This window comes from Caballeronia sp. AZ10_KS36 (assembly GCF_023631105.1).
Classification (GTDB): Bacteria; Pseudomonadota; Gammaproteobacteria; order Burkholderiales; family Burkholderiaceae; genus Caballeronia.
Map to the genome: position 1 here is coordinate 28,787 of NZ_JALQDQ010000017.1, position 21,404 is coordinate 50,190.

General features: G+C 63.2%; 20 protein-coding genes and 1 tRNA gene. 2 read left to right on the forward strand and 19 right to left on the reverse strand.

Annotated features, from left to right (window positions below):
- Positions 1-41: 41 nt before the first annotated feature.
- The 11 genes from NCR35_RS09955 to NCR35_RS10005 all read right to left on the reverse strand — a co-directional run bounded on the left by NCR35_RS09955 (position 42) and on the right by NCR35_RS10005 (position 10,148).
- The gene (locus NCR35_RS09955; protein ID WP_244846715.1) at positions 42-1,295 is read right to left on the reverse strand and encodes an NADH-quinone oxidoreductase subunit D; all 1,254 of its coding nucleotides are present in this window, start codon (positions 1,293-1,295) and stop codon (positions 42-44) included.
- Between the two features lie 9 nt (positions 1,296-1,304).
- Positions 1,305-1,907 (reverse strand): NADH-quinone oxidoreductase subunit C, encoded by a 603-nt coding sequence (locus NCR35_RS09960; protein WP_244846717.1) that lies wholly within the window; start codon positions 1,905-1,907, stop codon positions 1,305-1,307.
- Between the two features lie 20 nt (positions 1,908-1,927).
- Positions 1,928-2,407 (reverse strand): NuoB/complex I 20 kDa subunit family protein, encoded by a 480-nt coding sequence (locus NCR35_RS09965; RefSeq protein WP_006052903.1) that lies wholly within the window; start codon positions 2,405-2,407, stop codon positions 1,928-1,930.
- A 61-nt stretch (positions 2,408-2,468) separates the two neighbouring features.
- Positions 2,469-2,828, reverse strand: a complete 360-nt coding sequence (locus tag NCR35_RS09970) for an NADH-quinone oxidoreductase subunit A (protein ID WP_159836469.1) — start codon at positions 2,826-2,828, stop codon at positions 2,469-2,471.
- Between the two features lie 174 nt (positions 2,829-3,002).
- Positions 3,003-3,087: transfer RNA gene (locus tag NCR35_RS09975), tRNA-Leu, on the reverse strand.
- A gap of 127 nt (positions 3,088-3,214) precedes the next feature.
- Positions 3,215-3,610 carry a preprotein translocase subunit SecG gene (gene secG, locus NCR35_RS09980; protein ID WP_250534237.1) on the reverse strand — a complete coding sequence of 132 codons (396 nt, stop codon included), beginning with the start codon at positions 3,608-3,610 and terminating at the stop codon, positions 3,215-3,217.
- A gap of 81 nt (positions 3,611-3,691) precedes the next feature.
- A complete protein-coding gene (gene tpiA / locus NCR35_RS09985) occupies positions 3,692-4,465 on the reverse strand; it encodes a triose-phosphate isomerase (protein ID WP_250534238.1) in 774 nt (257 codons plus the stop codon).
- Between the two features lie 172 nt (positions 4,466-4,637).
- The gene (locus NCR35_RS09990; protein ID WP_250534239.1) at positions 4,638-5,666 is read right to left on the reverse strand and encodes an NAD(P)H-quinone oxidoreductase; all 1,029 of its coding nucleotides are present in this window, start codon (positions 5,664-5,666) and stop codon (positions 4,638-4,640) included.
- A 218-nt stretch (positions 5,667-5,884) separates the two neighbouring features.
- Complete coding sequence (pnp, locus tag NCR35_RS09995) at positions 5,885-8,023, reverse strand: polyribonucleotide nucleotidyltransferase (RefSeq protein ID WP_250534240.1); 2,139 nt, start codon at positions 8,021-8,023, stop codon at positions 5,885-5,887.
- A 352-nt stretch (positions 8,024-8,375) separates the two neighbouring features.
- Positions 8,376-8,645, reverse strand: coding sequence for a 30S ribosomal protein S15 (gene rpsO, locus NCR35_RS10000; RefSeq protein ID WP_175944121.1), 270 nt, complete (start codon positions 8,643-8,645; stop codon positions 8,376-8,378).
- Between the two features lie 207 nt (positions 8,646-8,852).
- Positions 8,853-10,148, reverse strand: a complete 1,296-nt coding sequence (locus tag NCR35_RS10005; RefSeq protein WP_250534241.1) for a branched-chain amino acid ABC transporter substrate-binding protein — start codon at positions 10,146-10,148, stop codon at positions 8,853-8,855.
- A gap of 152 nt (positions 10,149-10,300) precedes the next feature.
- Here NCR35_RS10005 and NCR35_RS10010 point away from each other — a divergent pair, with 152 nt between their 5' ends.
- Positions 10,301-10,816, forward strand: a complete 516-nt coding sequence (locus NCR35_RS10010) for a hypothetical protein (protein ID WP_250534242.1) — start codon at positions 10,301-10,303, stop codon at positions 10,814-10,816.
- Positions 10,817-10,892: 76 nt separating this feature from the next.
- Here NCR35_RS10010 and NCR35_RS10015 read toward each other — a convergent pair whose 3' ends face one another.
- From NCR35_RS10015 to NCR35_RS10040, 6 genes are all read right to left on the reverse strand, one after another.
- Positions 10,893-12,437, reverse strand: a complete 1,545-nt coding sequence (locus NCR35_RS10015; RefSeq protein ID WP_244846732.1) for a 2-isopropylmalate synthase — start codon at positions 12,435-12,437, stop codon at positions 10,893-10,895.
- A gap of 368 nt (positions 12,438-12,805) precedes the next feature.
- On the reverse strand, positions 12,806-13,477 hold the full coding sequence (locus tag NCR35_RS10020) for a C40 family peptidase (RefSeq protein ID WP_244846734.1): 672 nt from the start codon (positions 13,475-13,477) through the stop codon (positions 12,806-12,808).
- Between the two features lie 147 nt (positions 13,478-13,624).
- Positions 13,625-15,223 carry an ABC transporter ATP-binding protein gene (locus NCR35_RS10025; protein WP_250534243.1) on the reverse strand — a complete coding sequence of 533 codons (1,599 nt, stop codon included), beginning with the start codon at positions 15,221-15,223 and terminating at the stop codon, positions 13,625-13,627.
- Positions 15,220-16,332, reverse strand: a complete 1,113-nt coding sequence (locus NCR35_RS10030) for an ABC transporter permease (RefSeq protein WP_502801667.1) — start codon at positions 16,330-16,332, stop codon at positions 15,220-15,222. Before NCR35_RS10030 ends, NCR35_RS10025 begins: the two co-directional genes overlap by 4 nt.
- Position 16,333: 1 nt before the next feature.
- The gene (locus NCR35_RS10035; RefSeq protein WP_250534244.1) at positions 16,334-17,374 is read right to left on the reverse strand and encodes a microcin C ABC transporter permease YejB; all 1,041 of its coding nucleotides are present in this window, start codon (positions 17,372-17,374) and stop codon (positions 16,334-16,336) included.
- 10 nt (positions 17,375-17,384) lie between these two features.
- Positions 17,385-19,199, reverse strand: coding sequence for an extracellular solute-binding protein (locus NCR35_RS10040; RefSeq protein WP_250534258.1), 1,815 nt, complete (start codon positions 19,197-19,199; stop codon positions 17,385-17,387).
- A 322-nt stretch (positions 19,200-19,521) separates the two neighbouring features.
- Between NCR35_RS10040 and fabI the strand changes: the two genes are divergently transcribed.
- Positions 19,522-20,313: an enoyl-ACP reductase FabI gene (fabI, locus tag NCR35_RS10045; RefSeq protein WP_248320059.1), complete on the forward strand. Its 792-nt coding sequence runs from the start codon at positions 19,522-19,524 to the stop codon at positions 20,311-20,313.
- 80 nt (positions 20,314-20,393) lie between these two features.
- Here fabI and NCR35_RS10050 read toward each other — a convergent pair whose 3' ends face one another.
- Entirely contained in the window at positions 20,394-20,765 is a 372-nt protein-coding gene (locus NCR35_RS10050; RefSeq protein WP_250534245.1) for a hypothetical protein, read from the reverse strand.
- Positions 20,766-20,975: 210 nt separating this feature from the next.
- Positions 20,976-21,326 (reverse strand): hypothetical protein, encoded by a 351-nt coding sequence (locus tag NCR35_RS10055; protein ID WP_250534246.1) that lies wholly within the window; start codon positions 21,324-21,326, stop codon positions 20,976-20,978.
- Positions 21,327-21,404 lie beyond the last annotated feature (78 nt).

Consider the following 21,404-nt stretch of genomic DNA (forward strand, 5'->3'; position numbering starts at 1 on the left):
CGGCCCGGCCGACGAGCGCGCCGTGCGAGCGGACGACGGAATCAGCGATCAATCTCGCCGAACACGATGTCTTGCGTTCCGATGATCGTGACGGCGTCGGCGATCATGTGGCCGCGCGCCATCTCGTCCAGCGAGGCCAGATGCGCGAAGCCAGGCGCGCGGATCTTCAGGCGGTACGGCTTGTTCGCGCCGTCCGACACGAGATAGATGCCGAACTCGCCCTTCGGATGCTCGATCGCGGCGTAGGTCTCGCCTTCCGGCACGTGGAAGCCTTCCGTGAAGAGCTTGAAGTGGTGAATCAGCTCTTCCATGTTGCTCTTCATGCCGACGCGCGACGGCGGCGCAACCTTGTGATTATCGACCATCACAGGGCCGGGATTCTTGCGCAGCCAGGCAATGCACTGTTTGGCGATACGCGTGGACTGACGCATTTCCTCGACACGCACGAGATAGCGGTCGTAGCAGTCGCCGTTCACGCCAACCGGAATGTCGAAGTCCAGTTGATCGTAGACTTCGTACGGCTGCTTCTTGCGCAGATCCCATTCGATGCCCGAACCGCGCAGCATCGCGCCGCTCAAGCCGAGCTGCAACGCACGCTCGGGGCTCACCACGCCGATGCCGACGAGACGCTGCTTCCAGATGCGGTTGTCGGTGAGCAGCGTTTCGTACTCGTCGACATAACCGGGGAAGCGATTGAAGAAGTCTTCGATGAAATCGAGCAGCGAACCTTGACGGTTCTCGTTCATCTTCTCCAGCGCCTTCGCATTGCGAATCTTGGAGACCTTGTATTGCGGCATTGCGTCAGGCAGATCGCGATACACGCCGCCCGGACGGTAATACGCCGCGTGCATGCGCGCGCCCGAGACTGCTTCGTACACGTCCATCAGGTCTTCGCGCTCGCGGAACGCGTAGAGGAAGACCGCCATCGCGCCGACGTCGAGCGCGTGCGAGCCGATCCACATCAAATGGTTCAGCACGCGCGTGATTTCGTCGAACAGGACGCGAATGTACTTCGCGCGGATCGGCACGTCGATGCCGAGCAGCTTTTCGATGGCCATCACGTAGGCGTGCTCGTTCGCCATCATCGACACGTAGTCGAGACGGTCCATGTACGGCACGGACTGAATGAAGGTCTTCGTTTCGGCGAGCTTTTCGGTCGCGCGATGCAAGAGGCCGATGTGCGGATCGGCGCGCTGGATCACTTCGCCGTCGAGTTCGAGCACGAGGCGCAGCACGCCGTGCGCGGCAGGGTGCTGCGGGCCGAAATTCAGCGTGTAGTTCTTGATGTCTGCCATGACGCTCTCTTAATGTTTCAGACCACCATAGCGATCTTCGCGGATCACGCGCGGCGTGATTTCGCGCGGCTCGATCGTCACAGGCTGATACACGACGCGCTTCTCTTCCGGGTCGTAGCGCATTTCGACGAAGCCCGTCACCGGGAAGTCCTTGCGGAACGGGTGGCCGATGAAGCCGTAGTCCGTGAGAATGCGGCGCAGATCGGGGTGGCCTTCGAACACGATGCCGTACAGGTCGAATGCTTCGCGCTCGTACCAGTTGGCCGACGACCAGATATCGACGAGCGACGGAATGATAGGCACTTCGTCGTCCGGAGCGAACACGCGCACGCGCAGGCGCCAGTTGTTCGAAATGGAGAGCAGATGCACGACGGCCGCGAAGCGCGGGCCTTCGTAGACGCCGTCGCCGAAGGTCGAATAGTCGATGCCGGCGAGGTCCATGAGCTGCTCGAAGCCGAGCGAGCGGTCGTCACGCAGCCGGGTCGCGACTTCAAGATAATGGGCCGCCTTCACGACGACCGTCACCTGACCCAGCGACTCGGTGATGTTCTGGAGACGGTCGCCAAACGCCGCCTCGAGGTTCGCTTTGAGGGTCTCGAGTTTGCTTGCCATAGTTGGGGAGGCTCAGGCCTTTATTGACGGGCGATGGTGTTCGTGCGGCGAATCTTCGCCTGCAGCTGGATCACGCCGTAGACCAGCGCCTCGGCCGTCGGAGGGCAGCCCGGGACATAGACATCGACCGGAACGATACGGTCGCAGCCGCGCACGACGGAGTACGAATAGTGGTAGTAGCCGCCACCATTCGCGCACGAACCCATGGAAATGACCCAGCGCGGCTCGGCCATCTGGTCGTACACCTTACGAAGCGCGGGCGCCATCTTGTTGCACAGCGTGCCGGCGACGATCATCACGTCGGACTGGCGCGGGCTCGGACGGAACACCACGCCGAAGCGGTCCAGGTCGTAACGGGCGGCGCCCGCATGCATCATCTCGACCGCGCAGCACGCGAGACCGAACGTCATCGGCCACAGGGAGCCGGTGCGCGTCCAGTTGATCAGCTTGTCAGCCGTAGTGGTGACAAAGCCTTCCTTCAAGACCCCTTCGATACTCATTTGATTTCCACTCCAGATGAGCAGCCAGCCAAAGCCGCCCATGAATCCGGTGATCTACCCGTCATTCCCAGTCGAGACCGCCCTTTCTCCAGATGTAGGCGAAGCCGAGCAGGAATTCGAGCAGAAAGATCATCATGGCCATGAAGCCGGGCCAGCCGATGTCGCGTAGGGCCACGCCCCACGGAAACAGGAACGCCGTCTCAAGGTCGAAGATGATGAAAAGAATTGCGACGAGATAGTAGCGCACATCGAACTTCATACGCGCGTCTTCGAATGCTTCGAAGCCGCATTCGTACGGGGCATTCTTTTCGGTGTCAGGCTTGTTGGGACCGAGAATCTTGCCGATGCTGACCAGCGCTATACCTAAACCAAGGCCCACCACAAGAAACAAGAAGACGGGGTAATAGGGTGCGAGGTTCAAGGCTTTCCTCTGATCGGTAGTTTCGGTCAGTGATGATTGAGATGCTTGCCGGGACAGACCACCCGGCGACGGGATTCACTTGGCACCGCTCACGATATCAACGATATCGTAAGGGTACTCCAGAAGTGACAATGCCAGCCGAAGCGATGCATGCGGCTGGCATTGGATAACTTTTGGTGCCGACGGCGAGACTCGAACTCGCACAGCTTTCGCCACTACCCCCTCAAGATAGCGTGTCTACCAATTTCACCACGTCGGCACTGTACTGCAATCCGGGAAAACAAACTTCTTAATTGCCGCGAATCGCTTCAAGACTTGAATTATAACTAGGTCCCACGAATTGTTCAACGCACAAAACACGAATTTCGCGAAAATTTGTTTTGGCGTTATTTCGGCACGTCGGCGCCGGGTGCGGGCGACGTAGCCGGGGCAGCCGCGGCCGACGCGGGCGCGCTCACCGGAGCCGAAGCGCTCTTTCCTGCCGCAGCAGGCGCAGAAGCAGACGTCGGACCTGCGCCGAGCACGCCCGCCGAAGTCTGCGGCTTGTAGCTTCCGAGGTATGTGAGCGCAAGCGTCGTGACGAAGAAGATCGCGGCGAGCACAGCAGTGGTACGCGAGAGAAAGTTCGCCGAGCCGGTCGCGCCGAACAAACTGCCCGACGCGCCGCTGCCGAACGCCGCGCCCATGTCGGCGCCCTTTCCGTGCTGTAGCAGCACGAGCCCGATCACGCCAAGCGCCGACAGCAACTGGACGACGATAATCAATGTCTTCAAATACAGCATTTCAACTCACCTGGATCTTGATGTTTCCGCGACACTCACGTGTCGCGACATGCTCTTTCGACTGCTTTCGTCACGAACCGCTTATTGCAACACGGTTCGCGCTGCCTCGCAGATCGCAAGAAAATCTTTCGACTTCAGCGACGCGCCGCCAATCAGCCCGCCGTCGATGTCTTGTTGCCCGAACAATTCCTGCGCGTTCTCGGGTTTGACGCTGCCGCCATAGAGCAGCGGCACTTCGGCTGCGGCGGCACCCTTCTCCGCCAGCTTCTTGCGCAGGAACGCGTGAGCGCGCTGCGCCTGGTCGGCGGTCGCGCTCTTGCCCGTGCCGATCGCCCAGACCGGCTCGTATGCGACGACAATGCGCGCCGCCTGCTCCTCGTCCAGCATCAGAAGCACCGCGTCTAGTTGAGCGCCGATGACCTGCTCGGTCGCTTCGCGCTCGCGTTCGCCGAGGGTTTCGCCGACACAGACGATAGGCGTGAGTCCCGCCTCGAGCGCGCGGAGCGCCTTGGCTCCGACCAGTTCCGGCGTTTCGTGGTGATACGCGCGACGCTCCGAATGCCCGACGATCGCGTACGTCGCGCCGAAGTCGAGCGTCATCTCGGCCGCGACTTCGCCTGTGTACGCACCCTGCGCATGCGCCGACACGTCCTGCACGCCCCAGCACACCACCGAGCCTTCCAGCAGCGCCTGCGCCTGCGCGAGATACGGATACGGCACACATACGCCGACGTCCACGCCGTTGCGCAGAGCCGATGCCCCCGACGCCACCTCGGTCAGCAGAACCGCGTTTTCCTGCATGCGGCCGTGCATCTTCCAGTTGCCGACCACCAGTTTCGCTCGTTGTCTCGACATTGTCTCGTCACTCGGCGGCTTGCGACAGCCGCTTTAGTTATAGCGGCCGTGCTTTTCAATCAGCCGCCGCGTTATGGGAATGAACCGCTACAAACTGCGAACTGCTTGCAAAACAGGCGATTTTACTGTGTTACGGATAACTCGGTCAAACCGCCGATAAGCGATTCGCGGCTCACGCGCTTTGTTGCCCGTTTTCCGTCCAGTCGAGCACGATCTTGCCGACATGCGTGCTGCTTTCCATCAGCGCATGCGCGGCCGCCGCCTCGCTTGCCGGGAACACCTGGTGAATGACCGGTTTGATGCGCCCGGCCTCGATCTCGGGCCATACGCGTTCCTTCAGCTTCGCGGCGATCTTCGCCTTGAACGCGACGGGACGCGGACGCAGCGTCGAGCCGGTGATGACGAGCCGGCGGCGCAGAATGTCGTTGAGGTTGATTTCCGCCTTCGCGCCGCCCAGGAGCGCGATCACGCAGATGCGCCCGCCATCGGCGAGCGCTTTCAGCTCGCGCGGCAGGTAGTCGCCCGCGACCATGTCGAGAATCACGTCGACGCCACGATCGTTCGTGAGCGACCTCACCACTTCGACGAAATCCTCTGTCTTGTAATTGATCGCCCGCTCGGCGCCGAGCGTCTCGCACGCGCGGCACTTTTCGTCGCTGCCGGCGGTCGCGAACACGCGAAAGCCGAGCGCGCGCGCAATCTGGATGGCCGTGACGCCAATGCCGCTCGATCCGCCTTGCACGAGCAGCGTCTCTTCCTCGCCGTTTTCGCCCGAGCCGAGATGCGCGCGCTCGAAGACGTTGCTCCATACCGTGAAGAACGTTTCCGGCAGCGATGCCGCTTCGATATCGGACAAACCGGCTGGCACCGGCAGGCATTGCTCCAGCGGCGCGACCGCATACTCGGCGTACCCGCCGCCCGCGAGCAGCGCGCACACGCGATCGCCTTTCTTGAGACCGAACGGGTTGTGCTTCGAATCGAGGTCGCCGCCGACGATTTCACCCGCCACTTCCAGTCCCGGCAGGTCGGACGCGCCCGGCGGCGGCGCATAGGCGCCCTTGCGCTGAAAGACGTCCGGCCGGTTCACGCCGGAAGCCGCCACCTTGATGAGCACCTCGCACTTGCCTGCTTCGGGCATCGGGCGCTCGCCCAGTTTGAGAACTTCGGGTGCGCCAAACTCGGTGATTTCGACGGCCTTCATAGCATTCCCCTGAATGGGCATGGCGGGATGGATCGATTCGAACGGCTCGAACCGGATGGCGCTGCACACGCGCAGAGCAATTCACGCTCCACAGTGCCATCGAGTCCGGCGACGCATCGGACAATGCATAGTGCCGCATCGTCCCGCATCGTCCAATTGACGCCGTACAAGAAAACGGCCGGCTCGCGGATGCGGCCGGCCGTCTACACATTACCGCATTACTGCTGCGGCTGCGTCGGTTCGATTTGTTGCGCGGCCTCGTTCAAGAGCGCCTTGGCCGACAAACGCACGCGGCCCTTTTCGTCCGTCTGAATGACCTTGACCTTCACGACCTGGCCTTCCTTCAGGTAATCGTTGATGTCCTTCACGCGCTCGTTGACGATCTCCGAGATGTGCAGCAGACCGTCCTTGCCCGGCAGGATATTCACGATCGCGCCGAAATCGAGCAGCTTCAGCACAGGACCTTCGTACACCTGGCCCACTTCCACTTCGGCCGTGATGTTCTCGATGCGCTTCTTCGCCTCGGCCATGCCTTCGGCGCTCGTGCTCGCGATGGTCACGACGCCGTCGTCCGAAATGTCGATGGTCGTGTTCGTCTCTTCGGTCAGCGCGCGGATCACCGAACCGCCCTTGCCGATCACGTCGCGGATCTTCTCCGGATTGATCTTCAGCGTGATCATGCGCGGCGCGAATTCCGACAGCTCCGTGTTCGTGCCCGGAACCGCCGACGTCATCTTGCCGAGGATGTGCATGCGGCCTTCCTTCGCCTGCGCGAGCGCGACCTGCATGATTTCCTTCGTGATGCCCTGGATCTTGATGTCCATCTGCAGCGCGGTCACGCCTTGCGCGGTGCCGGCCACCTTGAAGTCCATGTCGCCCAGGTGATCTTCGTCGCCGAGAATGTCGGTCAGAACCGCGAACTTGTTGCCTTCGAGGATCAGGCCCATCGCGATGCCGGCGACGTGCGCCTTCATCGGCACGCCGGCGTCCATCAGCGCGAGACAGCCGCCGCAGACCGACGCCATCGACGACGAACCGTTCGATTCCGTGATTTCCGACACGACGCGGATCGAGTAGCCGAATTCGTCGGCGCTCGGCAGGCACGCGACGAGCGCGCGCTTGGCAAGGCGCCCGTGGCCGATTTCGCGGCGCTTCGGCGAACCGACGCGGCCGGTTTCGCCCGTGGCGAACGGCGGCATGTTGTAGTGGAGCATGAAGCGCTCGCGGTACTCGCCTTCGAGCGCGTCGATGTTCTGCTCGTCGCCCTTCGTGCCGAGCGTCGCGATCACGAGCGCCTGCGTCTCGCCGCGCGTGAAGAGCGCCGAGCCGTGCGTGCGCGGCAGCACGCCGGTGCGAATTGCGATCGGGCGCACCGTGCGCGTGTCGCGGCCGTCGATACGCGGCTCGCCGTTCAGGATCTGCGAGCGGACGATCTTCGCTTCGATATCGAACAGGATGTTGCCGACGGTGGCCGCATCCGCTGCTGCCGTGCCCGAAGCCGCTGCTTCCTCGGCGAGCTTCGCCGACGCCGCTGCGTAGACTTCCTTCAGCTTCGTCGAGCGCGCCTGCTTGTTGCGCAACTGATACGCGGCTTCGAGCTCCGGCTTAGCGATTTCGGTGACGCGCGCGATCAGCGCCTCGTTCTTCGGCGCCGGCTGCCAGTCCCACTCGGGCTTGCCGCCGTCGCGAACCAGTTCGTGGATCGCGTCGATTGCGGCTTGCATCTGCTCGTGGCCGAACACGACCGCGCCGAGCATCACTTCTTCCGAAAGCTGCTGCGCTTCGGATTCGACCATCAGCACCGCGCGCTCCGTGCCCGCGACGACCAGATCGAGCGCCGATTCCTTCATCTGCGCGCGCGTCGGGTTCAAAACGTACTCGTTGTTGATGTAGGCGACGCGAGCCGCGCCGACCGGGCCGTTGAACGGCAGACCGGACACGGCGAGCGCAGCGGACGCGCCGATCAGCGCGGGGATATCCGCCGGGATTTCCGGATTCAGCGACAGGACGTGGATCACGACCTGCACTTCGTTGTAGAAGCCTTCCGGGAAGAGCGGGCGCAGCGGACGGTCGATCAGGCGCGAGATAAGCGTCTCGCCTTCCGACGGACGGCCTTCGCGACGGAAGAAGCCGCCCGGGATCTTGCCGGCGGCATAGGTCTTTTCCAGATAGTCGACGGTCAGCGGGAAGAAATCCTGGCCCGGCTTCGCCGTCTTCGCGCCGACGACGGTCGCGAGCACCACGGTGTCTTCGACATCGACGATCACCGCGCCGCTTGCCTGACGCGCGATTTCACCCGTTTCCAGGCGGACGTTGTGTTGTCCCCACTTGAACTCTTTAACGATCTTATTAAACATTGCGACTCCTTCTATGTTGCGCCGCGCCTTCGGTCGAGCGCGTGAGCTGTCTCTGCGGCGCTAGGCGGGACGGTCCCGGGCCGCGCGTGAGAGGTGTGTTATGCCATTCCAGTGCGGCGCGCGAACGGGCCGCGGGGCCGCGCTGGAATGACACAAAGCTCTGCCGCGAGGCTGGACCGAGTGTCGGGTAAAGCGTATGACTGCCGAGAACGACTAACTACGAAGTGCCGGCCGATGAAACCGATCCGGCACCACTTCGCGAGCGGATCGCGCAAAAACAAAATGCCTGTATCAGCGAACTGACACAGGCACTTCGTTAGAACACTGGCCGCGAAGCCACGCCAGGGGCCAATTACTTGCGCAGACCCAGCTTTTCGATCAGCGAGCGGTAACGATCCGCATCCTTGCCCTTCAGGTAGTCGAGCAGCTTGCGACGACGGCTGACCATGCGCAGCAGACCGCGGCGGCTGTGGTGATCCTTCGTGTGGGCCTTGAAGTGGATGGTCAGTTCGTTGATGCGGCTCGTGAGCAGTGCGACTTGCACTTCGGGGGAGCCGGTATCGTTGGCGCCGCGCGCGTATTCAGCGACGACGTCGGACTTCTTGATTTCTGCTACGGACATTTGCTTTTCCTTTGATACAGACAGGCGGTCACGGAAGAAAGGCCGTGCCGTGGATTGCGTCGACAGGCCTAACTCGACAACTCGACGAGTCGGGCCCAATTTCACTTCGTTTCCGGCATTGCGCGCGCCTTGCAGGCACACATCCAGCCAAAAACGAAGCGCAGAGTATAGCACACCGCGCTTTCCCGAGCGGACGGCTCCATGCGCTCAACGCGACGGGCGCGTCATTTTGCACGTGGTCGGGGGCGCGGCGTCGGCAGCGGGCACGGACAGCAGCGTGCGGAAGCCGTAGCCGGAACCTTCGTTGTCGAAGCGCACGCCCGGCGTGCCGGCCTTGTCCATCTCCATCACGTAGAGCGGCTGGATCAGCTGATGATCCGACGCGCGCATGGTCGATGGATGGAAGCCGGCGCCGTCGAACTGGATGCCTTCGAACGCGCGCGCCACGGCGAGCAGGTCCGCGCTGCCGGCGCGCGCCATGGCGGTGGCGAGCATGTCGATCATGAGGGGCATGCGCAGCACGAGGTAATCGTCGGAGGCGGCGGGAAAGCGGGCGCGGAACGCGCGGTAATACGCGTCGGAGGCCGCGCCGCCCGCGTTCGGATGCCAGTCTGCGACCGCGATGACGCGCTTCACGCCGGCATCGCCGAGCGCGGCGGGCGCGCCTAGACTGTTGCCGTAGAACGTGTAGAACTTCGTGCCGAGCCCCTGCTCCCGCGCCGCCTTCACGAGCAGCGTCAGGTCGTTGCCCCAGTTCCCGGTGATGACGGCATCCGCGCCGCTCACGCGAATCTTCGCGATATACGGCGCGAAGTCCTTTACGCGCCCGATCGGGTGGAACTCGTCGCCCGTGATCGCAATGTCGGGCCGCTTTGCCTGCAACGCGCGCCGCGCCTCGCGGCTCACGTCGTGGCCGAAGCTGTAGTCCTGATTCAGCAGATAGACCTTCTTTACGGCGCGATCGCGTTGCAACGCGTCTGCGAGCGCGTCCATGCGCATGCCGGCGTGCGCGTCGAAACGGAAGTGCCAGAAGCTGCACGCGTCGTTGGTGAGCGCGGGATCGTCGGCCGAGTAGTTCAGGAACAGCACGCGGTGCTCCGGCTCGCGCTCGTTCTGCTTGTCGATGGCCGCGACCAGCGCCGCCGCCACCGCCGAACTGTTGCCCTGCATGACGAAGCCGATCTTTTCGTCGATGGCCGCGCGCAACTGCACGAGACTCGCCTCGCTGCTGCCCTTGCCGTCGAGCACGACGAGCTCGAGCGGATGCATGCCGTCCGCCAGCTTGACGCCCCCTCGCGCATTCACCCGCTCGACGCCGAACCGCAGATTGCGCTCGACCGCCGCGCCCGCGTTGGCGAATGGCCCGGACATGCCTTCGATCATCGCGAGCTTGATCGGCGGGAGAGCGGCGGCGTTCGCCTTCGCTATGCACGTCAACGCGACGCACGTCAACGCGATCCGCAGCCACCGCGCGCGCGACTTCATGAGACTGAGGCTTGCCATCGCTCTTTCCGAAGATCAAAGCGCGGATCATAGGCTGCGGCGCGGGCGCGATGCAAGCCGGCGCGACGCATGGTTCTTGCGCCGCATGTCAAAATCGGGGAAAGCGAAGAACAACCTTCGCCATCGCGAGGAACCTGCACGTGGAGGCTTGAATGCTGCACTCACTCAACCGTCTGCGCGGCGCGCTCGTCTGCGCCGGGACGGCGTTGCTGCTCGCGGGTTGCGCGCAGCCGTGGCAGAACTATCAGGCAGGCGCGGATGCCTCGACCATCGTCGCCCGCCTCGGCCCGCCGCGCGAAGTCTACGACCTGCCGAACGGCGGCAAGCGCCTGATGTGGCCGACGCAGCCGCTCGGCGAATTCACGACCGCCGCGGACATCGACGCCTCGGGCAAGATCGTCAGCGTGCGGCAGGTGCTCGATGAAAACGAGTTCTACAAGGCGCAAATCGGCACGTGGACCAAGAAGGACGTGCTCGTGAACTTCGGCCGGCCGGTGGAAACGTCGTACTACCCGCTGATGAAGCGTGAAGTCTGGACGTATCGCTATATGGAAGCGAACTTCTGGTACTTGATGTACAGCTTCTATTTCGACGACGAGGGCGTCCTGCGCCTGATGCAGAAATCGCCAGATCCGCTGCACGATCCCGATCGGCGCAGTCTGTTCTGACAGGCGGCGCGCGCAAAAAAGCCCTCCGAGGAGGGCTTCTGCGTTCTTGCGACTTTCTGCGGATCAAAGCTGCCGATCAAAGCTGCGGATTGAGCTTTTCGACCTTCGAATGCAGCTTGTTGAGCGCGGCGATATACGCCTTCGCCGAAGCGGCGACGATATCCGGATCCGTGCCGACGCCGTTCACGATGCGCCCGCTCTTCGACAGACGCACCGTCACTTCGCCCTGCGCCTGCGTGCCGGTCGTGATCGCGTTGACCGAGTACAGCACGAGTTCCGCGCCGCTTTCCACCTTCGATTCGATCGCGTGCAGCGTGGCATCGACCGGGCCGTTGCCGCGTGCCTCGCCCGTCAGTTCGGTGCCGTCCACCGCGAAAACCACGCGCGCCTGCGGCTGCTCGCCGGTCTCCGAATGCTGCTTCATCGAGACGAAGCGGAAATGCTCCTTCGCCTGCGCTTCCGGCGATTCTTCGGAGACGATCTGCATGATGTCTTCGTCGAAGATTTCGGCTTTGCGGTCGGCGAGGTCCTTGAAGCGCGCGAACGCCGCGTTCACTTCCGCTTCCGATTCGAGCTGCACGCCCAGTTCTTCGAGACGCTGCTTGAACGCGTTGCGGCCCGACAGCTTGCCGAGCACGATCTTGTTCGCGCTCCAGCCCACGTCTTCCGCGCGCATGATCTCGTAGGTGTCGCGCGCCTTCAGCACGCCGTCCTGGTGGATGCCCGACGCGTGCGCGAACGCGTTCGCGCCGACCACCGCCTTGTTCGGCTGCACGACGAAGCCGGTGATCTGCGAGACGAGCTTCGAAGTCGGCACGATCTGCGTCGTGTCGATACCCAGGTCGAGCCCGAAGTAATCCTTGCGCGTCTTGACCGCCATCACGATTTCTTCGAGCGACGTATTGCCCGCGCGCTCGCCCAGGCCGTTGATCGTGCATTCCACCTGACGCGCGCCGCCGATCTGCACGCCCGCGAGCGAGTTCGCCACCGCCATGCCGAGGTCATCGTGGCAGTGAACGGAGAAGATGGCCTTGTCCGAATTCGGGATGCGCTCGCGCAGCGTCTTCACGAGGTTGCCGTAGAGTTCCGGCACGCCATAACCCACCGTATCGGCGATATTGATCGTGCGCGCGCCTTCGTCGATCACCGCTTCGAGCACGCGGCAGAGGAAGTCGATATCCGAGCGGCTGCCGTCTTCCGGCGAGAACTCCACATCGTCCGTGAACTTGCGGGCGAAGCGCACCGCGAGCCGCGCCTGTTCGTACACCTGCTCCGGCGACATGCGCAGCTTCTTTTCCATATGCAGCGCGGAGGTGGCGATGAACGTGTGAATGCGGAAGCGGTTCGCGGGCTTCAACGCATCGGCGGCGCGCTGGATGTCCTTGTCGTTGGCGCGTGCAAGCGAGCAGACCGTGCTGTCCTTCACGAGCGAGGCGATCGTCTGGATCGCGTCGAAGTCGCCGTTGGAACTGGCGGCAAAACCGGCCTCGATCACGTCGACCTTCATGCGCTCCAGCTGCTTCGCGATGCGGATCTTCTCCTCTTTCGTCATCGAAGCGCCGGGGGACTGCTCGCCGTCACGCAAGGTCGTATCGAAGATGATCAACTTGTCTGCTGCCATGTTGGGCTCCTGTGGGGAGATTTATCGATTGTTGGAAATATCGAGATAGAACGACAAAGGGAATCCGGGTGTTCGCGCCACCGCTGGCGTCGAAAACCTTGAACGAGCAGACGGGAGGCGAGACAGATCAGCGCGGTAGGCGCGCTAGTAGCGATAGTGCGCGTAGAAACGCACCAGCCGAAGAAGACGAGAGAAGGAACAGAGAAATGTTCATTCGAAAACTATAACGGCTTTCGAAGACGCGTGCAATGAGGCTTTGCGATCGCATCAATAGCCCACTTCGCGACGACGACGCCACAAAACAAAAAGCCTGCATTCGCGAGAACGCAGGCTTTTTGTGATGAGCGTGTGAAGCGCGAAGGCGTCGGTCAGTAACCGCCGAGCGTCGCGCTCACGCGCTGACGCAGTTCCGCGCCGTCGTTGAACTGCGCGTTCTCGATGCGGCGAGCGCCCGTGAACCGCTTTTCCCAATAGCCGTTTTCCATGTCGTCGACGCGGATCGTGCTGCCGGTGGACGGCGAATGCACGAACTTGTTGTCGCCGATATAGATGCCGACATGCGAGAACGAGCGGCGCATGGTGTTGAAGAACACGAGATCGCCCGGCTTGAGATCCGACACGCGGACCTTCTCGCCGACGCGGCTCATTTCTTCTGCGCGGCGCGGCAGCGTCATGCCGAGCGTGTCCTGGAAGACGTAGCGCACGAAGCCGCTGCAATCGAGGCCCGAATCCGGCGTGTCGCCACCCCAGCGATAGCGCACGCCGATCATGTTGAGCGCGCCGACGACAACGTCGCCTGCCTTGCTCGCTACGCCGGAGAAGAACGCCTTCGCGCCGCGCGGTGCGCTGGCGGTGTCCGCCGTGGCTGCGACGGCCGCAGTGTCGGCGGCTTTGGAAGCGGTGGAGATGCCGTTGCCGGCATTTTGGCTGTTACTGCTGACTTCGTCGGCGAAAGCGCCGGAAGTGGTGGTCATCAGAAGGCCGAGCAACATGCCCGCGGCGGCGCGCGCACATGTCTGAGTCAACGTGAGTGGTTGCATCGGTCGGTAGGTTTTACAATTAAAGACTGAAAAATCAGTGAGATATGTGAAAGTTTGAACGCATACTAGCCACAAAGTATTTAACTGTCAAAAGAAATAGGAAAATACAATTGAGACGGACACGCAATTGACGAAAAAGAAAGAATTTTAGGAATTCAGGGCTGCCGCCAGTAGCTTTCGTGTGTATTCGTCGGAAGGATTCGCAAAAATCTTCTCTACTTCACCAGCCTCGACGACATTTCCATCTCGCATGACCGCGACGCGATGCGCCATCGCGCCGATCACCTGTAAGTCGTGGCTGATAAACACATATCCCAGATTGTGCTTCTTCTGAATGTCGGCAAGCAGCGCCAGAACTTGAGTCTGGATTGAGACATCGAGCGCGCTCGTCGGTTCGTCGAGAATCAGAATGCTCGGTTCCAGCACGAGCGCGCGCGCAATCGCGATGCGCTGCCGCTGCCCGCCCGAGAACTCGTGCGGGTAGCGCGTGAGCGCCGTGCGATCCAGCCCGACTTCGCGCAGCACGGCGATGACCTTTGCGCGGCGCGCGGCGGCATCCAGTTCCGGGCGATGCAGCGCCAGCCCTTCGCCGACGATGCGCTCCACCGTCTGGCGAGGCGACAGCGAACTGAACGGGTCCTGAAACACCACTTGCAGATTCGAGCGCAGCACGGTCTTTTCGCGCCCGTGAAAATCGGCCAGCGCCCTGCCCTGAAACTGCACGCTTCCGTGCGAGATGCGCTGCAAGCCGAGCAGCGCCATCGCGAGCGTCGATTTCCCGGAGCCCGATTCCCCGACGATGCCGAGCGTTTCTCCCTGCCGCACGGAGAGCGTCACGTCGTCGACGGCCTTGAAGCGGCCGCGCCGGAACCATCCCTGAAAGCCCGGCAGCCGCGTCGGATATTCCACGCGCACGTCTTTCGCATCGAGCAGCACGGGCGCGATCGGCAGCACCGGCAGCACGCGCCGCTCGGGCCGGCTGTTCAACAGGCGCTGCGTGTACGGGTGCTGCGGCGACTCGAAGATCGTGTCGACCGCGCCGCTTTCGACCAGCACGCCCTTTTCCATCACCGCGACCCGCTGCGCAAAACGCCGCACCAGATTCAGATCGTGCGTGATGAGCAGCACCGCCATGCCGCGCTTCTCGGCCTCGTCGCGCTGAAGCTCCAGCAGCAGTTCGACGATCTGCGCGCGAATGGTCACGTCGAGCGCGGTCGTCGGCTCGTCGGCGAGCAAAAGACGCGGGCGGCACGCGAGCGCCATCGCGATCATCACGCGCTGGCGCTGGCCGCCCGAAAGCTGATGCGGATAACTGTCGACCCGCCGCTCCGGTTCCGTGATGCCCGTGCGCGCCAAGAGCGCGATGGCGCGCTCGCGGGCCTGTCGCGGAGTTGCGCCGTCGTGAAGCTGGATCGTCTCGCCGATCTGATCGCCGACCGTATACAGCGGATTGAGCGCGGTCATCGGCTCCTGAAAGATCATCGCGATGTCCGAGCCGCGCAGGCCGCGCATCTCGCGCTCGCTTTTCGCGAGCAGGTCTTCACCGGCGAAGCGGATGGCGCCCGTCACTTCGGCATCGCGCAAAAGACGCAGCACCGACAACGCCGTCACGCTCTTGCCCGAGCCGGATTCGCCGACGAGCGCGACACGTTCGCCCGCGCGGACGTCGAGAGTCACGCCATCGACGGCGAGCGTGTCGCCGAAGCGCACGCGCAGATTGTCGATCGACAAGAGCGGCGCGCTCATTGACCGCCTCCGGCCTTCACCGGATCCGCGATGCGCGTATCGAGCGCATTGCGCAGCGCATCGCCCATGAAGGTGAGCAGAAGCAATGTCGCCACCAGCACGCCGAAGGTCGAGACCGAAATCCACCACGCGTCGAGATTGGCCTTGCCCTGCGCGAGCAGTTCACCGAGCGACGGCGTCGGCGACGGCACGCCGAGCCCGAGAAAGTCGAGGCTCGTCAGCGCGAGAATCGCCCCGCTCATGCGAAACGGCAGGAATGTGATGACGGGCGTCAGGCTATTGGGCAGCACATGCCGCCAGATGATCTGCCAGTTGGACAAGCCCATCGCGCGGGCGGCGCGCACATAGTCCTGCGTGCGGTTGCGCAAAAACTCGGCGCGCACGTAATCCGACAGGCCGATCCAGCCGAAAAGCGACAGCAGCACGATGAGCAGGATCAGACTCGGCTCGAAGATCGACGCGAAGATGATGAGCAGATAAAGCTCCGGCAGCGCGCTCCAGATTTCGATCAGCCGCTGCCCGGTAATGTCGATGCGTCCGCCGAAGTAACCCTGCACCGCGCCCGCGACGACGCCGAGCACCGTGCCGATGGCCGTCAGCACGAGCGCGAACAGCACCGACACGCGAAAGCCGTAGACGAGCCGCGCGAACACGTCGCGGCCGCGATCGTCGGTGCCGAGCCAGTTTTCGCGCGACGGCGGCGCCGGATTCGAGCCCTTCGAGAAGTAATTGAGCGTGTCGTAGTAATAGTGATTCGGCGGATAGACCGCGAAGTTGCCCGGCGCGTTGAAGCGGTCGCGCACGAACGGATCGAGATAATCGGCGGGCGTCGGGAAGTCGCCGCCGAAGGTCGTCTCCGCGTAAGTCTTGACGAGCGGAAAGTAGAACTGCCCCTGATAGCGCACGACGAGCGGCTTGTCGTTCGACCACAGCGGCCCCGCGAGGCTGATGACGAACGCCGCGACGAACACGACGAGGCTCCAGTACCCCAGCCGGTTGCGTCGGAAACGCTGCCACACGCGCCGCCCGGGCGTCATCGAGACTTCGGGGCGCAGCGGCTGGCCGTCTGTTGCGGTCGCGGCGCGGCGCGACGATGCGGCTCGGTTCAAGTCAACGCTCCAGTTGCTCGAATTGAATGCGCGGATCGACCCATACGTAGCAAAGGTCCGAGATGAGCTTCGTCGCGAGGCCGATCAGCGTGAAGAGATACAGCGTGCCCAGCACGACGGGATAATCGCGCCGCACGACCGATTCGTACGAAAGCAGCCCGAGGCCGTCGAGCGAAAAGAGCGTCTCGATCAGCAGGCTGCCCGTGAAGAACGCGCCGATGAACGCCGCGGGGAAGCCGACGATCAGCGGCAAGAGCGCATTGCGGAACACGTGCTTCCACAGCACGCGCCGCTCGCTCAGGCCCTTCGCGCGCGCGGTGAGCACGTATTGCTTGCGGATTTCGTCGAGAAAAGCGTTCTTCGTCAGCATGGTGATCACGGCGAAGCTCCCGACCACCGACGCCACCACGGGCAACGTGATGTGCCACAGATAATCCAGAATCTTCCCGCCGAGCGAGAGCGTCGCCCAGTTGTCCGAAGTCAGATTGCGCAGCGGGAACAGTTGCCAGAACGTTCCGCCGCCGAACAGCACGAGCAGCAGCACGCCCAGCACGAAGCCGGGAATCGCAAAGCCGATCAGGACGATGAGACTCGTCGCGACATCGAACTTCGAGCCGTTCTTCACGGCCTTCGCGATGCCGAGCGGCACCGATATCAGATACGTGATGAAGAACGTCCACAAGCCGATGCTGATGGACACCGGCAGCTTCGACACGATGAGCGACCACACGCTCTGATGCCGGAAGTAGCTCTCGCCGAGATCGAAGCGCGCGAACTTGCCGAGCATCAGGAAGTAGCGCTGGAGCGGCGGCTTGTCGAAGCCGTAAAGCGCCTTGAGTTGCGCGATCTGCTGCGCATCGACGCCGGTGTGCGAGCGCATGCCGAACGCCGCGCCGCCTTCCGCGTTGCCGCGCCGCAGATCGTGAACGGCCTGCTCCACCGGACCGCCAGGCACGAACTGGATCACGACGAAAGTCAGCGTGAGCACGCCGACGAGCGTCGGGATCATCAACAGAATGCGTTTAAGGATGTAGCTCCACATCGCGTCGTCCTTATTTTGATACCGCCGCGGGCTTCTGCCACCACGTCGAAAGCACCCATTCGTCCGCGACGTAATAAAGCGGCAGCGTCGACGGATAGCCGAGCGTGTTGCGATACGCCACCCGATGCGTCGCCGAGTACCAGTGCGGAATCACGTAATAGCCGTTCATCAGCACGCGGTCGAGCGCGTGCGTGGCGTCCACGAGCTGATCGCGCGTCTGCGCGGACACGACCTTGCGCAAGATCGCGTCGATGGCCGGCGACTTCACGCCCGCGAGGTTGTCCGAGCCCTGCTCGTCCGCGTACTTGCTGCCGAAGCGCGACACCTGCTCGGTGCCCGGCACCTGCACGTCGGGCAGACGCACGCTCGTCATGTCGAAGTCGAACGCATCGAGGCGCTTCTGGATCAGCGCGTAATCGACCGTGCGAAAGTTCATCGTGATGCCGAGCTTCTGCAGGTTGCGCCCGAACGCGGCCGCGACCGGCTCCATCGACGCGCCGCCGCCCGTGTCGTCGAGTATCTCGAACACGAACGGCTGGCCCTTCTCATTGCGCAGCGCGCCGTCTCGATACGTCCAGCCGGCTTGCGCCAGCAACTCGCGCGCCTTGATGAGATTCGCGCGCAGCGAGCCGGGCGGATCGGTGTCGGGCTGCTTCGGCATCTCGCCGAAGACCGCGGGATCGAGCCTGTTGCGCAGCGGATTGAGGATCGCGAGCTCGCCTTCGCTGGGCATGCCCTTCGCCTGCAGGTCCGTGTTGACGAAAAAGCTGTCCGTGCGCTTGTACTGGTTGAAGAACAGTTGCCGGTTGAGCCACTCGAAGTCGAGCGCGAGGTCGAGCGCCTGCCGCACGCGCACGTCCTTGAAAAGCGGCCGGCGCAGGTTCATGAAGAAGCCCTGCATGCCGGTGCCGTTGTGATGCGGAAACTCGCGCTTGATCAGTTCGCCGCTATCGAAGCGCTTGCCGATATCGCGCCGCACCCAGCTTCGCGCGACGTTTTCGACGAGCACGTCGTACTCGCCGGCCTTGAACGCTTCGAGCCGCGCGGTGGCGTCCGAATACAGCTTGTAGTCGATGCGCGCGAAGTTGTGCGTGCCGACGCGCACCGGCAGCGACGCGCCCCAGTAGTGCGGATCGCGCTTGTAGGTGATCGTGCGGCCGTTGTCGAACGAGTCGATCTGGTAATCGCCGCTCGCAATCGGCTTTTCGAACGCGAGCTGATCGAACGGAATGCGCGTGCCGTCGGGCCGCATGCCCCATTTGCGCGAGAACACCGGAATGCCGCCCGCGAGCAGCGGCATTTCACGCGTCGCCACTTTGTATTCGAAGCGGATCGTCAGCCGGTCGACGACGACCGCCCGCGTGATCTGCCCGAAGTACACCGAAAACTGCGGCGCGGCTTTCGGACTCTTGAGCGTCTCGAAGGAGAACTTGACGTCTTCGGCCGTGACCGGATCGCCGTTATTGAAGCGCGCTTTCGGGTTGATGTGGAAGGTCGTCGACAATCCGTCCGGCGCCACGTCGATATTGTCCGCGAGCAGGCAATACGCGCTCGCCACTTCGTCGGAGCTTCCTGTCGTCAGGCTTTCGAACATGAGCCCGAGGCCCGGCGCGGCATTGCCTCTCAGCGTGAACGGATTGAACTTGTCGAAGCTCGTCAGGCGACTCGGATTGGCGAGCACCAGCGTGCCGTCGCGCGGCGCGTCGGGATTCACGTAATCGAAGTGCTTGAAGTCCGGCGGATACTTCGGCTCGCCGTACTGCGCGTAGGCGTGCGCGGCGAACGCCGGGCTGCCCGGCAAGAAGCCGATGCATGCGGCGATCATGAGCGCGAGGCGCTTGCCCCGCGCGGGCGGTGATGCGAACGGCAGGCGGGACGTCGACAGCCCGGTCATAGGCTCCTTGCGAGATGAGTGAATGGCCCGGCGCTCACGAAACGCGAGACGCACGACCCGAGCGAGCGGCCGGACGGCTCTGGCGATGTGAGAGAATTCTACCCAATCAAAACGCCATGCGGTTTGGCGCACGGAAGGCGTCTCGTCTGATGCCACTACATCCCGCCCGACCGATGCGCGCCGCACCCGACGCGAAGCCCGCAATCGAGACGCCTTGCGAGCCTCGCGTGACATTGACATTCAAGGAGCATTCATGGGCTTTCTCGCTGGAAAACGAATTCTGCTGACCGGCTTGCTGTCGAACCGCTCGATCGCTTACGGTATCGCACAGGCCTGCAAGCGCGAGGGCGCGGAACTGGCGTTCACGTATGTCGGCGAGCGCTTCAAGGACCGCATCACCGAATTTGCGACCGAATTCGGCAGCGACATGATCTACCCGTGCGATGTGAGCAGCGACGCCGACATCGAGGCGCTCTTCTCCTCGCTCAAGGAACGCTGGGATACGCTCGACGGTCTCGTGCATTCCATCGGCTTCGCGCCGCGCGAGGCGATTGCCGGCGACTTCCTCGAAGGCATGACGCGCGAGAACTTCCGCATCGCGCACGACATCTCCGCGTACAGCTTCCCGGCGCTGGCCAAGGCCGCGCATTCCATGCTCTCGGACAGCGCGTCGCTGCTCACGCTCAGCTATCTCGGCGCGGAACGCGCGATTCCCAACTACAACACGATGGGCCTCGCGAAGGCGTCGCTGGAAGCGAGCGTGCGTTATCTCGCGGCATCGCTCGGCCAGAAAGGCGTGCGCGTGAACGGCATCTCGGCCGGCCCCATCAAGACGCTGGCGGCGAGCGGCATCAAAGGCTTCGGCAAGATCCTCGATTTCGTGGAAGACAACGCGCCGCTCAAGCGCAACGTGACGATCGAACAGGTCGGCAACGTCGCCGCGTTCCTGCTGTCGGATCTGGCGGGCGGCGTGAGCGCGGAAATCGTGCATGTCGATGCCGGTTTCCACGCGGTCGTCGGCGGCATGGCGGGCATCGGCGAGTAAGCGCGCTCGCGGCATCGCGTTAAAAAGGGCTGTTCCTTCGCGGAACGGCCCTTTTGTCGTTTGGCGGCGGTCGAGCGAGATCAACGGTGGCCGTGACCGTGACCGTTTCCGTGACCATTCCCATGGCCATGGCCGTTCCCGTGTCTGTGCTCGTATCCATGGCCGTAGCCGTGATAGCGATTCCAGTCGGCGCGGCTCCAGTAGCGTCGTCCGTCCCAATACCGGTTGCCGTGCCAGCCGATCACGACCGGCGGCGCGTACATCGGCCCGGGCGCGTAGATCACCGGCGGCGGCGGCGGCGCGTACACGGGCGTCGGCGCGACAAACACCGGCGCCGGAGCGCCGATATTCACGCCGACATGCACATCCGCCGCTTGCGCGGAGCTGCCCGCCGCCCAAGCCGCGACGCTTAGCGCGACTGCGAGCGACGCCCTCGTCGTGTTGACTTTCATGGCTTCGATCCTCGTTTTCTCGTTGTTGGCATGCCAGGAAATATAACGGAATGCTTTCAGCCGGATATTTCCGCTTTGTAAATTCGTGCGCCTTTCGCCGTTAAGTCAGAGGAAAGCTTACGTTTCGTTACATCGCTATGCCGCAAACAAAAAGCCACCGGCTTTCGTGCGGGTGGCTTTTGTGGAGAAGCGGTCGAGCGAAGTGCCGGCTCAGTGCCAGCCGTGGCGCCCGTGGTCCCCGTGACCGTGCTCCCCGTGGCCGTACGCATGGCCGCGGCCGTGATAGCGATACCAGTCGTCGCGATCCCAATAGCGACGCCCGTCCCAGTAACGATCGCCGTGCCAGCCGATCACGACGGCCGGCTGCGCATAAACCGGCGGCGGCGGCGCGTACACGACGGGCGGCGGCGGCGGCGCATACGCCGGCGCCGGCGCGACGTAGACCGGCGCGGGCACCCCGATGTTCACGCCCACCGACACTCCCGCCATTGCCGCGCCCGACACCGTCAAGCCGCCGAGCACAAGCGCGTACGCCACGGAAGCCTTCGAAACCTTGTTCATGTGAAGCCCACCTCGATGGGATGTTTGTTGTGTTGAATCGACTATATCGAACGATTTGCCAGACAGTTGTTCGAGTTC

Coding starts and splice junctions, on each gene's coding strand:
- NCR35_RS09955 (WP_244846715.1), bottom strand. CDS start 1,295: ATGGCAGACATCAAGAACTACACGCTGAATTTCGGCCCGCAGCACCCT.
- NCR35_RS09960 (WP_244846717.1), bottom strand. CDS start 1,907: ATGGCAAGCAAACTCGAGACCCTCAAAGCGAACCTCGAGGCGGCGTTT.
- NCR35_RS09965 (WP_006052903.1), bottom strand. CDS start 2,407: ATGAGTATCGAAGGGGTCTTGAAGGAAGGCTTTGTCACCACTACGGCT.
- secG (WP_250534237.1), bottom strand. CDS start 3,610: ATGCTGTATTTGAAGACATTGATTATCGTCGTCCAGTTGCTGTCGGCG.
- tpiA (WP_250534238.1), bottom strand. CDS start 4,465: ATGTCGAGACAACGAGCGAAACTGGTGGTCGGCAACTGGAAGATGCAC.
- NCR35_RS09990 (WP_250534239.1), bottom strand. CDS start 5,666: ATGAAGGCCGTCGAAATCACCGAGTTTGGCGCACCCGAAGTTCTCAAA.
- pnp (WP_250534240.1), bottom strand. CDS start 8,023: ATGTTTAATAAGATCGTTAAAGAGTTCAAGTGGGGACAACACAACGTC.
- rpsO (WP_175944121.1), bottom strand. CDS start 8,645: ATGTCCGTAGCAGAAATCAAGAAGTCCGACGTCGTCGCTGAATACGCG.
- NCR35_RS10005 (WP_250534241.1), bottom strand. CDS start 10,148: ATGGCAAGCCTCAGTCTCATGAAGTCGCGCGCGCGGTGGCTGCGGATC.
- NCR35_RS10010 (WP_250534242.1), top strand. CDS start 10,301: ATGCTGCACTCACTCAACCGTCTGCGCGGCGCGCTCGTCTGCGCCGGG.
- NCR35_RS10015 (WP_244846732.1), bottom strand. CDS start 12,437: ATGGCAGCAGACAAGTTGATCATCTTCGATACGACCTTGCGTGACGGC.
- NCR35_RS10020 (WP_244846734.1), bottom strand. CDS start 13,477: ATGCAACCACTCACGTTGACTCAGACATGTGCGCGCGCCGCCGCGGGC.
- NCR35_RS10025 (WP_250534243.1), bottom strand. CDS start 15,223: ATGAGCGCGCCGCTCTTGTCGATCGACAATCTGCGCGTGCGCTTCGGC.
- NCR35_RS10035 (WP_250534244.1), bottom strand. CDS start 17,374: ATGTGGAGCTACATCCTTAAACGCATTCTGTTGATGATCCCGACGCTC.
- NCR35_RS10040 (WP_250534258.1), bottom strand. CDS start 19,199: ATGATCGCCGCATGCATCGGCTTCTTGCCGGGCAGCCCGGCGTTCGCC.
- fabI (WP_248320059.1), top strand. CDS start 19,522: ATGGGCTTTCTCGCTGGAAAACGAATTCTGCTGACCGGCTTGCTGTCG.
- NCR35_RS10050 (WP_250534245.1), bottom strand. CDS start 20,765: ATGAAAGTCAACACGACGAGGGCGTCGCTCGCAGTCGCGCTAAGCGTC.
- NCR35_RS10055 (WP_250534246.1), bottom strand. CDS start 21,326: ATGAACAAGGTTTCGAAGGCTTCCGTGGCGTACGCGCTTGTGCTCGGC.